Below are 13,333 nucleotides of genomic sequence, written 5' to 3' on the forward strand. Positions count from 1 at the left end.
GGCGGGAGAATGTCGCTGCAACCCCATATCCAGTTAAGCAAAGAGATGACCGGCGCGCGGTACGCGCTGCTGCCGGGCGACCCGCAGCGGGTCGACCGCATCGTCAAGTTTCTTGATAATCCACAGCGGCTCGGTCAGAACCGGGAGTTTCGCGCCGCGCGCGGCTGGTATCAGGGCATCGAGATTTTGGTGCTCTCCACCGGAATCGGCGGACCCTCCACGGCGATCGCCATTGAAGAGCTGCGCCAGATTGGCGTAACAACCCTGATTCGTATCGGCAGCTGCGGCGCATTGCAGGATAATCTTGCGCTCGGCGATGTGATTATCGCTCACGCTGCGGTGATGGATGATGGTACCAGCCGAACCTATGCGCCGGCGGGCTATCCGGCCTGCGCCGACCCGCTGCTGACCTGGGAACTGGTGGCGCAGGCGCGGCAAATGAACATCCCCGCCGCGTGCGGGCTGGTGCGCAGCCACGACAGTTTCTATACCGATCGTGAGGCGGAACTGGATGCGCAGTGGTCGGCGCGAGGCGTTCTGGGCGCGGATATGGAGAGCGCCGCTCTGATGACTATCGGCGCGCTGCGCGGCCTACGTACGGCATCATTACTCAACGTGGTTGTTGCCCACAACGGTTGCCTGGATAGCAGCATCAATGATTATGTCCAGCAGGAGGCGCTGTGCCAGCAGGGCGAAGAACGGCAAATTACCCTGGCGCTGCGCGCCATTTATTCCGCTAGCCAGCAAGGAGGTCTGTGATGGACTTTTTTAGCATTAACAATGTGATGGTCAACATTCCTCTCGGCGAAGGCGGCTATGCGCTATCGTGGATTGAGGCTATCGGTACCGTATTCGGCCTGCTGTGCATCTGGTGCGCCAGCCGGGAAAAAATCATCAACTATCTGTTTGGCCTGATTAACGTCACGCTGTTTGCGGCGATCTTTTTCCAGATCCAGCTCTATGCCAGCCTGCTGCTGCAGGTCTTTTTCTTCGCTGCCAATATTTACGGCTGGTACGCGTGGAGCCGGCAAAACGAGGCGCAGGAGGCCGCGCTCAAGGTACGCTGGCTTTCCCGTCAGCAAACGCTGGCGCTGGGCGGCGTCTGCGCGGTGGCGATTGTGCTGATGACGCTGTTTATCGATCCGGTGTTCGCGACGCTCACTCGTATCATGATTGCTCTGCTGCAAACGTTCGGTATGCAGGTCGCGATGCCCGACCTCCAGCCAGACGCCTTCCCGTTCTGGGATTCCACCATGCTGGTGTTGTCGATTGCCGCCATGGTGCTGATGACGCGTAAATTCGTCGAAAACTGGCTGCTGTGGGTGGTTATCGACGTGATTAGCGTGGTTATCTACGCGGTACAGGGCGTTTACGCCATGTCGCTTGAGTATGTCCTGCTGACGGCGATCGCGGTAATGGGTTCATACAGCTGGATCAAGAGCGCACAGCGTAACGGCTATACGCCGCTTGCCGCGGCCGCATCCTGATTGACCGATTTCCAGGCTGCCTGAATGGGCAGCCTGTTGCTCTCTGTGCCCCTCTTTCTGCTACAATCCCCACCCCGTTCGAAGATTGAGCAAAAGACTCCCATGCGTTTAAATCCTGGCCAACAACAAGCCGTCGAATTCGTTACCGGACCGTGCCTGGTGCTGGCGGGTGCCGGTTCCGGTAAGACCCGCGTGATTACCAATAAAATCGCCCACCTGATCCGCGGCTGCGGCTATCAGGCGCGTCATATCGCGGCGGTCACCTTTACCAACAAGGCGGCGCGCGAAATGAAAGAGCGCGTCGGGCAAACGCTGGGACGCAAAGAGGCGCGCGGCCTGATGATTTCCACCTTCCACACGCTGGGGCTGGATATCATCAAACGCGAATACGCCGCGTTAGGGATGAAATCAAACTTCTCGCTGTTCGACGATACCGACCAGGTGGCGCTGTTAAAAGAGCTCACCGAAGGGCTGATCGAAGACGATAAAGTGGTGCTTCAGCAGCTGATCTCGACGATCTCCAACTGGAAAAACGATCTGCAAACCCCTGCTCAGGCCGCCGCTGGGGCGAAAGGGGAGCGGGATCGGATCTTTGCTCACTGCTACGGGCTGTACGACGCGCACATGAAAGCCTGCAACGTACTCGACTTTGACGATCTGATCCTGCTGCCAACGCTGCTGCTGCAGCGCAACGAAGAGGTGCGGGAGCGCTGGCAGAATAAGATTCGCTATCTGCTGGTGGATGAATACCAGGACACCAACACCAGCCAGTACGAGCTGGTGAAACTGCTGGTGGGACAGCGGGCGCGCTTTACCGTGGTCGGCGATGACGATCAGTCGATCTACTCCTGGCGCGGCGCGCGGCCGCAGAACCTGGTCCTGCTAAGCCAGGATTTCCCGGCGCTGCAGGTGATCAAGCTGGAGCAAAACTACCGTTCTTCCGGGCGCATCCTGAAGGCGGCTAACATCCTGATTGCCAATAACCCACACGTTTTCGAGAAGCGTCTGTTTTCCGAACTGGGCTATGGCGTAGAGCTGAAGGTGCTCTCTGCCAATAACGAAGACCATGAGGCGGAGCGCGTTGCCGGTGAACTGATCGCGCATCACTTTATTAATAAAACCGCCTATAAGGACTACGCGATCCTGTATCGCGGCAACCATCAGTCGCGGGTTTTTGAAAAGATGCTGATGCAGAACCGCATCCCGTACAAAATTTCCGGCGGCACGTCGTTCTTTTCCCGCCCGGAAATTAAAGACCTGCTGGCCTATCTGCGCGTGCTGACTAATCCCGATGATGACAGCGCTTTCATGCGCATCGTCAATACGCCAAAGCGTGAAATCGGTTCGGCGACGCTGAAAAAGCTGGGTGAATGGGCGATGGGGCGCAATAAAAGCATGTTTACCGCCAGCTTCGATATGGGCCTGACCCAGACCCTGAACGGACGCGGCTATGAGTCTTTGACCCGCTTTACCCACTGGCTGCGGGAGATCCAGCAGCTTTCAGAGCGTGAACCGATTGCCGCCGTCCGCGATCTGATCCGCGGCGTGGATTATGAATCCTGGCTCTATGAGACCTCGCCCAGCCCGAAAGCCGCCGAAATGCGGATGAAAAACGTCAATACGCTGTTCACGTGGATGACCGAAATGCTCGAAGGCAGCGAGATCGATGAACCGATGACGCTCACTCAGGTCGTTACCCGCTTTACCCTGCGCGATATGATGGAGCGCGGCGAGTCGGATGAGGAGACGGATCAGGTGCAGCTGATGACGCTTCACGCGTCAAAGGGGCTGGAGTTCCCCTACGTCTACCTGGTTGGTATGGAAGAGGGGCTACTGCCGCACCAGAGCAGCATTGATGAAGACAACGTCGATGAAGAGCGCCGTCTTGCCTACGTGGGTATCACCCGTGCGCAGAAAGAGCTGACTTTTACCCTGTGCAAAGAGCGCCGTCAGTACGGCGAGCTGGTGCGGCCGGAGCCGAGCCGTTTCCTGCTGGAACTGCCGCAGGACGACCTGATTTGGGAGCAGGAGCGCAAAGTGATTTCGCCGGAAGAGCGCATGCATAAAGGCCAGGCGAACGTCGCCAACATCAGGGCGATGCTGGCGAAAGCGCGTAAATAGCGGCTAGCGGCTGTTTTGCTGTTGAATCTGGAACTGACGTAGCGCTTTGCGACCGGGTGCGCCGTCTGAACCGGGTTGACTGACGACAATGGCCGCCACTTCATTGCCCAGCCGCGTTGCCTGCTGCAAATCCATTCCACAGGCCAGCCCGGCGATCGTACCGGCACAGTGGCTGTCTCCTGCGGCAATCGTGTCGTGGACCTTCACGCGGCAGGCCGGAATATGCTGCGGTGCTGCGTCAGGTTCAACCACCCATGCGCCATCCTTATCAAACCGACAGATCGCCCGAATATGCCAGTCGCTGGCGAGCCGTGAGGCGGCATCAAGGGTCGCGCTATCCAAATCGTATAAACGCGCGCACAGCACGCTGAGTTCATCGCGATTCAGGGTGAGCAGGGGGCGTTTGCGCAGCAGCGCCTGGATAAAGTGAATATCCAGGTCGCACAGACGCGGGCCAAAATCGACGAACAGCGTTTTATCTTCCGTCTGGGCAAGGATCCACTGGCGCAGCGCTTCGCTGGCCAGTTCGTATCCCGAGACGTAAATAATCGCCTCCTTCGGCAGCGGTATTTGCGCTAATAGTTCATCAGTCCAGTGCTGTTCGCAGCCCTCAATGGTGATAAACGTCCGCTCTTTGCTGGCTTCGACAAGAGCCAGACACCAGCCGTTATCGTGGGTGGGATGGCGCAAGAGGACGGGCAAGTTTTCCAGCGCCATTTTTTGCGCAACGGCCTGCCCCCAATCGCCATTGCCTACCGGTATGGCGTTAATGGGAAACAGTTCGAGGCGCGAGAGCGCGCGGGCGACGTTGAACGCACAGCCGCCAATCTGCCGTCCGCCGTCGCGGGCGGAGACATCGCTACCGCTTTGCGGCAGCGCATCGAGATGGAGAATAATGTCGCCAAAAGCGGCGCCGATAACCACGATCGGCCGCTGAGGCGATAGCAGGTCAGCGCTGATTGTCACGGCAGGCCCCCTTTCTCGTTCCGAAGGCGAGATACAGCGCCAGGCTCAGAATAAAAGAGACGAATAACCCGAGGCTGGAGTCCGCGAAAATACCGACCGCGAAAGGTCCGTCGATAAAACCGGTTTTAGAGACCATCAATCCTGCCAGCGCACCGACAATCCAGCAGCCCAGCGCGGTACGGTTTGCGCCGCTCTCCCTGAATAAATCAGCTTCAGGATATCCGGCACGGCGGCGCAGCCGATAAAAATCGACCATAAAGATGGCGGCCCAGGCGGCCAGAAATACGCCGCAGAAAATCAAAAACGCGATAAACGGCCCGAGAAAATCTTTCGAGACAAACAGCACGTAGAGGGCAATCCCCAGCACCAGCACGGCGTCGAGGGCCACGGCGGAACGCTGCTGTAGCTTAATCCCCATGCTTAACAGGTTAAGGCTGGCGGAATAGAGGCTCAACACGGCGATGGTCACGACCCCGGCGGTAGCCGCGGCCAGATAGGGGATTGCCATCCACGAAGGCAGCAGTTTACCGATCGCTGAAATGGGGTTCTCGCTGGAGGCCAGATCGGGGATCTGCGCGGTAAGCAGTATTCCGGTGAGCATCAGCAACAGCAGCGGGAGGGCGGCGCCGCTGACCACGGCGAGAAAAATAGGCTTTTCCCCGGAGTCAGGGCGCTGATCGCGACTATAGTCGGCGCCGGCGATAGCCCAGCTGATGCCGGTGCCTGCGGCAATAATAGACACGGCAGGCAGAAAGCCGGTCAGCCAGCTGCCTGAAGGCAGCGCGAGGATGGCCTGCCAGTCCGCGGTGAAGAGTAAATAGATCACCACCAGCAGCGTCATGGCGCCAAAGATCCGGGTGATCCATTTTTGCATCATCAGCACGGCGTTTTGCCCGAGCACGCTGACCAGTACGGTCAGCCCGCCAAACAAGAAAAGCGACAGCGCGGTGGTGGTCAGACTCTCTTCAAGACCCATGGCGGCAAACAGCGCAACGAGGGTGAGCGTGCCGGTAATGATATTGACCGCTTCCCAGCCCATCAGATTCACCCAACAGAAGCTGGTGGGGGCGATATTACCGCGTTTGCCAAAAATGACGCGGGAGAGGGTTAGCGTCGTCGTACGACCAATTTTCCCGGCGATGCTGGTGATGCCGACCAGCGCAAAGGAGGCGACGCCCGCCACGGCGGCAAGAATCGCCTGCCAGAATGAGAGGCCGAACGACACAATCACCGCGCCGTAAACGACGCCAAGAATGCCAATATTCGCGGCGCACCAGACGAAAAACAGCTGGACCGGTTTCTGGGTCTGGTGGACCGGGGGGACCAGACCGATCCCTAATTCTGCCATTCCGGGATCTGCCGCCTGGATATTTCCATCGTATGAAGCTTTGCTGTCCATAGTGATACCCTCTGTGAATTATGCGAAGCGGTAGCCTGCAAGCCGCTGTGCGTAAGGCGTGAAGTCGATGCTGTTGGCCTGCTTAATCCGTTGTATATGTTCTTCAGGAAAAGCCTCTATGCCATGAAGCGCGCCGCAGATGGCGGTGGCCATCGCGCCAATGGTGTCGGTGTCGCCGCCTAAATTGGCTGCCAGCATAGCGCATTTCATAGGCTGCGTTTTTGCCAGCTCAACCAGAGCAATCGCTGCGGGGACGGACTCGATAATATCCATACCGGCGCCGATGTCCTCATAAATCCGTTCAATACCCGTCAGATGGTCAGTCTCCCCGGCGATCGTTTCCAGCGCCAGGTGGATACGGTTTCCCAGTAGTGGACTAAAAGTGGACTCATAATGGCGCTGCGTCTCATTGGCGAGCGACGCCAGCTCCGTTTTAATTAACGGCCATTCGGCCCCTTCAATGGCGCGGCCGATCGCCCAGGCAATGACCACCGCGCCGGCGATAGCGATATCTGATTTATGCGTCGGCAGGCAGGATAGCCGCACTTGCTCAATGAAAAACGTTCTGTCCCCGGTGGGCAGTAGACAGCCCATCGGCGCCACGCGCATTGCCGCGCCGTTGGTTACGCCGTTGGCCGCGATCTCCTCCAGCGGCTGCCCCTGTTCAAGCGCGATCAGGGAAGCCTTCGAGGTCGGGCCAAGAATATTTTTTTCAAAGGCCTGACAGCGTCTGGCCCACAGCAGAATATGCCTGGCGATGACCAGTGGATCGGTCACGCCGTTGGTTTCATTCAGGGCATCCATGAGTGCGATGCACTGATGGGTATCATCGGTGAACTCAGCGGCGCGAAATTCGCAGGCCGCAATATTCTCTTTCGGTCCGGGGAGGAAGCGCTCAATCCAGCCAAAATGGTTGATAATTCGGCGCTTAGGCCACAGTTCGGAAGGCATACCCATCGCATCACCGATGGCTTGCCCATAAAGGCAGCCGAGGATGCGGTTTTCGGTGGTATAGGTAGGGTGAATAGCAAACATCATCGGCTCCCTGGAAGAAATGAATAAAAGTTATACTAAAAGTAGATCCAGATTAAGTCCAGTTAAAGTCCTTTGTGGCCACGCTGTGATCGAAGACGCATTCTGAAAGAAAAGTGAGAAGCTAAAAAAGGGTGGGGAGACGTTATGAGGGGGCTATTGATTCCAGTATGGATCCACTATGATAAATCCACTGCCACTGAATTCCGGAAGACTACGACATTATGCCGCAATCGCTGCTTGAGTATATAAAAGGGCGTCTGAATACAGAGGCTCCCGCGCCGCTTTATATTCAACTTAAACAAGCTATTGAAGCGGCAATGACCGAGCGGTTGCTGACGCACGGCAGCATCCTGCCTTCCGAACGCAAAATGTCGCAGACGCTTGAGCTATCGCGCGTGACGGTCGTGAAGGCGCTTGATGCGCTGCTGGAGGCCGGGCTGGTTATTAAACGCCACGGAAAAGGGACCGAGGTGAATCTGCCGGTAAGCTATAACCTTGCCAGCGGCGGATTTTCTGCCCAGCTACAAAATTCAGGCACGGTGTCCAACCGATGGCTGGTGAGGGAAAAGCTGGCGGCGGATGATTTTCTGGCCCGTGAGCTGGAGATCGCGGTCGGCGATCGGGTGGCGAAAATCAAACGCGTCCGTCTGGTCGATGCCCTCCCGGTGTCTCTCGAAACCATGTTTATCCCCGAGCGTTTCTTACCCCGCCCGGATCTACTTGAAGGTTCGCTGTACGCGCACTGGGCGGAAAATGATATTTATCCCGATCTTCAGGATTACTCACTGACGGTGCATATTCCTTCGGCGGAAGAGTTGAATTTGCTCGACCTGCCGCAAGGCGTGCCATTGATGAAAATTACGCTGAAAAGCCGCAATGCTCAGGGAGAGGTGCTTGAGTACGGAACCGCATTCTGCCTGAGCAATTACTTTAATTTTGATTTCAGAGTGAAGCTGCAATAAGCGCTTTGGCATGGCCGGTGTATAAAACCCGCCATCGCTTTATGCGAGAGCGGATCGTAGCCGACTACTGCTCGTTAAGCCGCAGCGGCCAGTGAACGTAGCTCTGCCACTGGCACTCCTGTTCGACCATTTCCCGGCCCAGCGGATGATTCTCCAGCCAGCCCTGCGGCAGCGTTAACGTCAAATTTTCATCTTCGGCAGCCAGCGTAAGCATCGGCAGCAGATCGTCGCGTCGGCGGCTGGCAAACAGAATCGCCAGACGCAGCAGACGGCACATATGCTCCGCGACTCTCGGAGGCACCGCGTTTTGTTGATGAATGGATGAAAGGTCGACGGCGTTGGTTTGGTTTAACAGCAGCGTCGCCAGCAGCTTCTTTTGTGCGGGGGTAAAGCCGGGCAGGTCAAGATTGCGCACCAGCCAGGCGGCGTGCAGGGGGGCCTGCTTGTACTCCACGCTCAGACCAATTTCATGCAGCTGGCAGGCACTTTGCAGCAAATCGAAGCATAGCGGCTCAATTTCCCAGCTGTTTTCCACCTGATGAACGAAATGGGCGGCCAGTTGGGCAACGCGCTGTGCCTGTTCAGTATCAACCAGAAACCGGCGCTGAATATTGCGTAAGGTACGACTGCGAATATCCTGATCGATCGACAGGTGCAGCATGCCGTAGACCAGACCTTCACGCAGCGCGCCGCCGGCGAGCGTCATACACTGAATATTCAGCTCGCTGAAGATGGCCATAAGAATCGCCAGCCCGCTGGGAAAGACGAGCGCCCGTTCAAGCGTCAGGCCTTCGATCTCCAGCTCTTCCAGACGACCGCACTGAATGGCGCGCTGTTTGAGCTGCTGTAGCTTGGCTAAGGTGATGCGTTCATCCATCCCCTGCGCCATCATGATTTCCTGTAACGCCTGAACCGTACCGGACGCCCCGACGCACACTTTCCAGCCGTGATAGCGCAGCACATCGGCGACGGGACGCAAAACTTCACGCGCGGCGGTTTCGGCCTGGTCAAAGTTCTCTTTGGTCAGGCTGCGATCGGCAAAGTAGCGTTCCAGCCAGGTCACGCAGCCCATGGACAGGCTGAAAAGCGAGGTGGTTTGCGCACCGGTACCGGTAACCAGTTCGGTGCTGGCGCCGCCAATATCCACGACCAGACGCTGATCTGCGCCGCCTGTTGTATGCGCAACGCCCTGATAAATCAGGCGCGCTTCCTCTTCACCGCTGATAACCTGAACCGCGCAGCCGAGAATTTCCCGCGCTTTCTCCAGAAACTCACCGGCGTTAACCGCCAGGCGCAGCGTCGCTGTGGCGACCACGCGGATTTGCGTCGGGGGGATATCCTGCAAACGCTCGGCAAACAGGCGTAAACATTGCCAGCCGCGCTCCATGGCTTCCGCCGAGAGCGTATTGTCGCCGCTGAGTCCAGCGGCCAGACGGACTTTGCGTTTGATACGACTCAGGGTCTGGATGCTTCCGGCAACCTCGCGTACAACCAACATATGAAAACTATTGGAGCCAAGATCGATAGCGGCATAGAGCGAGGTGGAGCTCATACACTTCATCCTTCAAGTTGCCTCTGTGTTGGCTGCGTTCTCTTACCCGAATCACTTACCAGCGTCAGCTTGCCGCGATTCGCTTTCCTGCGGCCTTGATGCAACTTGAATGATTTTGTGTATGGCATAGTGCTTTAACCTGAACGACGACGATTACGTGGCGGACCGTTACGACGCGGGCCGTTGCCTGGGCGCGGGCGCGTAAGACGTAGAGGTCTGGGCAGTTCAGTCATCAGCGCGTCCGAATTGTATTTGCTGACCGGAATTGAATGACCGATATAGGTTTCAATTGCCGGCAGATTCAGCGCGTACTCTTCACAGGCCAGGCTGATGGAGTGACCGCTGGCGCCAGCGCGGCCGGTACGGCCAATACGGTGAACGTAGTCTTCGCAATCGTCCGGCAGGTCGTAGTTAAAGACGTGCGTAACGGCCGGAATATGCAGACCGCGGGCGGCAACGTCGGTTGCGACCAGAATGTCGATATCGCCGCGGGTAAATTCATCGAGAATGCGCAGGCGTTTTTTCTGCGCAACGTCGCCGGTTAACAGACCAACGCGATGGCCGTCCGCCGCCAGGTGACCCCAGATATCTTCACATCGATGTTTGGTGTTGGCGAAAATAATCGCGCGATCCGGCCACTCTTCTTCCAGCAGCGTCTGCAGCAGGCGCATTTTTTCTTCGTTGGAAGGATAGAACAGCTCTTCTTTAATACGGTGGCCCGTTTTCTGCTCAGGCTCAACTTCGACGTACTCGGCGTTGTTCATTTGTTCGAACGCCAGTTCACGGACGCGATAAGAAAGGGTGGCAGAGAACAGCATGTTCAGGCGCTGATTCGCTGGCGGCATACGGCGGAACAGCCAACGGATATCTTTAATAAAGCCGAGATCGTACATGCGATCGGCTTCGTCAAGCACGACAACCTGAATGGCGCCGAGGTTAATATGGTTCTGTTTGGCGTAGTCGATAAGGCGACCGGTGGTACCGATCAGAATATCCACGCCGCTTTCCAGCACTTTCAGCTGCTTATCGTAGCCGTCGCCGCCGTAAGCCAGGCCGAGTTTCAGACCGGTAGCCTGCGCCAGCGGTTCGGCGTCAGCGTGGATCTGAACCGCCAGTTCACGCGTCGGCGCCATGATCAGCGCGCGCGGCTGGTTGACCTGGCGGTCAGCGATCGCCGGGTGAGTGAGAAGATAATGAAACGTTGACGTCAGAAACGCCATCGTTTTACCGGTACCGGTTTGCGCCTGCCCGGCGACATCGCGACCTTCCAGCGTAAGCGGGAGGGCGAGTGCCTGAATGGGTGTACAATTATGAAACCCTTTCTTTTCAAGGGCTTCAATCACTGCCGGGTGCAGGGCGAAGTCGGAAAACTTCTGTTCTGTTAAATGTGTTTTGCTCATAGTGTGGTAGAATATCAGCTAACTATTGCATTAAGAAAGCGTATCCGGTGAAATAACGTCAACCTTTCGTTGGCTATGTATGAAATTATTCAAGGTGCGTCTGCGGCAACTGAACGAATCTTCGAAAGCTTAGACTACTAAGCGAGGCGAGGGTGACAAATCTGCGATAAGCCGGTTTGAACGCTGGTTGCTTTATCTTTTGCGGGGCAAAGTTCATGATGGGCATTGTGATGCAGAGAGATAAAAGAGGCATTCTGAAGAACAGCGTGCATAACGTAGCATCGACACGTCGTTGATGGCCGCGACACCAACACACCAGGCTTATTCCTGTGGAGTTAAATATGAGCGATAAAATTATTCACCTGACTGACGACAGTTTTGACACGGACGTACTCAAGGCTGACGGGCTAACCCTCGTCGATTTCTGGGCAGAGTGGTGTGGTCCGTGCAAAATGATCGCCCCGATTCTGGATGAGATCGCTGAAGAGTATCAGGGCAAACTGACCATTGCGAAACTGAACATCGATCAGAACCCGGGTACTGCGCCGAAATACGGCATTCGCGGCATCCCGACCCTGCTGCTGTTCAAAAATGGCGAAGTGGCAGCGACCAAAGTTGGCGCGCTGTCCAAAGGACAGCTGAAAGAGTTCCTCGACGCCAACCTGGCGTAAGCGGCTTGTTCTCCCGGCGTCCAGCGTCCAATTTTTTGCGGATCTCTGGACGCCCGGCGAGAGTCGTGCTAAGTTAATCTCAGACTTCGTTTTAAACATACCTTTGTTTGAATCTTGTTTTACCCAAAGCGTCCCGCAAAAATGCGCGTGAGGCTTATAATCCGGGCTTATCACTCATTCCGTTTAGTCGTTTCAGTTCTGCGTTCTTTCCTGTGACCAGGCAACGTACAGACACGAGATGAAGGCCGTTAACAGGCATGGATGTTCCTGCCATACCATTCACAACATTAAGTTCGAGAATTACCCCGAGTTTAAGAACCCACACCATTATGAATCTTACCGAATTAAAGAATACGCCGGTTTCTGAGCTGATTACTCTCGGCGAAAATATGGGGCTGGAAAACCTGGCCCGTATGCGTAAGCAGGATATTATTTTTGCCATCCTCAAGCAGCATTCAAAGAGTGGCGAGGATATCTTTGGCGATGGCGTACTGGAGATACTGCAGGATGGATTTGGTTTCCTCCGTTCAGCAGACAGCTCCTACCTCGCCGGTCCCGACGACATCTACGTATCCCCCAGCCAAATCCGCCGCTTCAACCTCCGCACTGGTGACACCATTTCCGGTAAGATTCGTCCTCCTAAAGAGGGTGAGCGTTACTTTGCGTTGTTGAAAGTTAACGAAGTTAACTACGATAAGCCGGAAAACGCGCGTAACAAGATTCTGTTCGAGAACTTAACCCCTCTGCACGCAAATTCACGTCTGCGTATGGAGCGTGGTAACGGCTCAACGGAAGACTTAACCGCTCGCGTCCTGGATCTGGCATCGCCGATCGGCCGCGGCCAGCGTGGTCTGATTGTTGCGCCGCCGAAGGCCGGTAAAACCATGCTGCTGCAGAATATCGCGCAGAGCATTGCGTACAACCATCCTGATTGCGTTCTGATGGTACTGCTGATCGACGAACGTCCGGAAGAAGTGACCGAGATGCAGCGTCTGGTTAAAGGCGAAGTTGTCGCTTCTACCTTTGACGAGCCGGCATCTCGCCACGTTCAGGTTGCCGAGATGGTTATCGAGAAAGCGAAGCGTCTGGTTGAGCATAAGAAAGACGTTATCATCCTGCTCGACTCCATTACCCGTCTGGCGCGTGCCTACAACACCGTCGTCCCGGCTTCCGGTAAAGTGTTGACCGGTGGTGTGGACGCCAACGCCCTGCATCGTCCGAAGCGTTTCTTCGGTGCCGCGCGTAACGTGGAAGAGGGCGGCAGCCTGACGATTATCGCTACGGCGCTGATCGATACCGGTTCTAAAATGGACGAAGTTATCTACGAAGAGTTTAAAGGCACCGGTAACATGGAGCTTCACCTCTCTCGTAAGATCGCAGAAAAACGCGTCTTCCCGGCTATCGACTACAACCGTTCCGGTACCCGTAAAGAAGAGCTGCTCACCACTCAGGAAGAGCTGCAGAAGATGTGGATCCTGCGTAAAATCATTCACCCGATGGGTGAGATCGACGCGATGGAATTCCTCATCAATAAACTGGCGATGACTAAAACTAACGATGACTTCTTCGACATGATGAAGCGCTCGTAAGCTAAAAACGCCAGAGAACGCCACGCTATTGCGTGGCGTTTTGTTTTCCGGGTTTGTATGATCCAGGAAGGGAAAACAAAATGGGTCTTAACGTATGATATGCGCAGGATGATGGCAGGCAGAGACGGCTTTAACAGTCTAAAATTTCTAC

The 13,333-nt window shown here is 56.0% G+C and carries 11 protein-coding genes; 6 read left to right on the top strand and 5 right to left on the bottom strand.

Features of this window, described 5'->3' with window-relative positions:
* Nucleotides 1-9: 9 nt before the first annotated feature.
* From CDA56_RS02120 to rep, 3 genes are all read left to right on the top strand, one after another.
* Entirely contained in the window at nt 10-759 is a 750-nt protein-coding gene (locus CDA56_RS02120) for a nucleoside phosphorylase (protein WP_165795136.1), read from the top strand.
* Nucleotides 759-1,487: a nicotinamide riboside transporter PnuC gene (gene pnuC, locus CDA56_RS02125; protein WP_004097491.1), complete on the top strand. Its 729-nt coding sequence runs from the start codon at nt 759-761 to the stop codon at nt 1,485-1,487. Before CDA56_RS02120 ends, pnuC begins: the two co-directional genes overlap by 1 nt.
* 102 nt (nt 1,488-1,589) lie before the next feature.
* Entirely contained in the window at nt 1,590-3,608 is a 2,019-nt protein-coding gene (rep, locus tag CDA56_RS02130; RefSeq protein WP_014227450.1) for a DNA helicase Rep, read from the top strand.
* A 3-nt stretch (nt 3,609-3,611) separates the two neighbouring features.
* Here rep and CDA56_RS02135 read toward each other — a convergent pair whose 3' ends face one another.
* The 3 genes from CDA56_RS02135 to CDA56_RS02145 are packed head-to-tail and all read right to left on the bottom strand — an operon-like array spanning nt 3,612 to nt 7,008.
* Nucleotides 3,612-4,574 (bottom strand): PfkB family carbohydrate kinase, encoded by a 963-nt coding sequence (locus CDA56_RS02135; RefSeq protein ID WP_025108416.1) that lies wholly within the window; start codon nt 4,572-4,574, stop codon nt 3,612-3,614.
* Nucleotides 4,558-5,973 carry a purine-cytosine permease family protein gene (locus CDA56_RS02140; RefSeq protein ID WP_102803849.1) on the bottom strand — a complete coding sequence of 472 codons (1,416 nt, stop codon included), beginning with the start codon at nt 5,971-5,973 and terminating at the stop codon, nt 4,558-4,560. The genes CDA56_RS02135 and CDA56_RS02140 overlap by 17 nt, the downstream gene beginning before the upstream one ends.
* 18 nt (nt 5,974-5,991) lie before the next feature.
* Entirely contained in the window at nt 5,992-7,008 is a 1,017-nt protein-coding gene (locus tag CDA56_RS02145) for an ADP-ribosylglycohydrolase family protein (RefSeq protein WP_102803850.1), read from the bottom strand.
* Nucleotides 7,009-7,229: 221 nt separating this feature from the next.
* On the opposite strand from CDA56_RS02145, the gene CDA56_RS02150 reads away from it, so the two are divergent.
* Nucleotides 7,230-7,970, top strand: a complete 741-nt coding sequence (locus tag CDA56_RS02150; protein WP_064406517.1) for a GntR family transcriptional regulator — start codon at nt 7,230-7,232, stop codon at nt 7,968-7,970.
* A 64-nt stretch (nt 7,971-8,034) separates the two neighbouring features.
* Here CDA56_RS02150 and gppA read toward each other — a convergent pair whose 3' ends face one another.
* On the bottom strand, nt 8,035-9,531 hold the full coding sequence (gppA, locus tag CDA56_RS02155; RefSeq protein WP_160743202.1) for a guanosine-5'-triphosphate,3'-diphosphate diphosphatase: 1,497 nt from the start codon (nt 9,529-9,531) through the stop codon (nt 8,035-8,037).
* A 125-nt stretch (nt 9,532-9,656) separates the two neighbouring features.
* Entirely contained in the window at nt 9,657-10,922 is a 1,266-nt protein-coding gene (rhlB, locus tag CDA56_RS02160; RefSeq protein ID WP_004127388.1) for an ATP-dependent RNA helicase RhlB, read from the bottom strand.
* 341 nt (nt 10,923-11,263) lie between these two features.
* On the opposite strand from rhlB, the gene trxA reads away from it, so the two are divergent.
* Nucleotides 11,264-11,593 carry a thioredoxin TrxA gene (gene trxA, locus CDA56_RS02165; RefSeq protein WP_004097507.1) on the top strand — a complete coding sequence of 110 codons (330 nt, stop codon included), beginning with the start codon at nt 11,264-11,266 and terminating at the stop codon, nt 11,591-11,593.
* Nucleotides 11,594-11,922: 329 nt separating this feature from the next.
* A complete protein-coding gene (gene rho / locus CDA56_RS02170; RefSeq protein ID WP_002883293.1) occupies nt 11,923-13,182 on the top strand; it encodes a transcription termination factor Rho in 1,260 nt (419 codons plus the stop codon).
* Nucleotides 13,183-13,333 lie beyond the last annotated feature (151 nt).

The organism is Klebsiella michiganensis, assembly GCF_002925905.1.
GTDB classification, from domain to species: domain Bacteria; phylum Pseudomonadota; class Gammaproteobacteria; order Enterobacterales; family Enterobacteriaceae; genus Klebsiella; species Klebsiella michiganensis.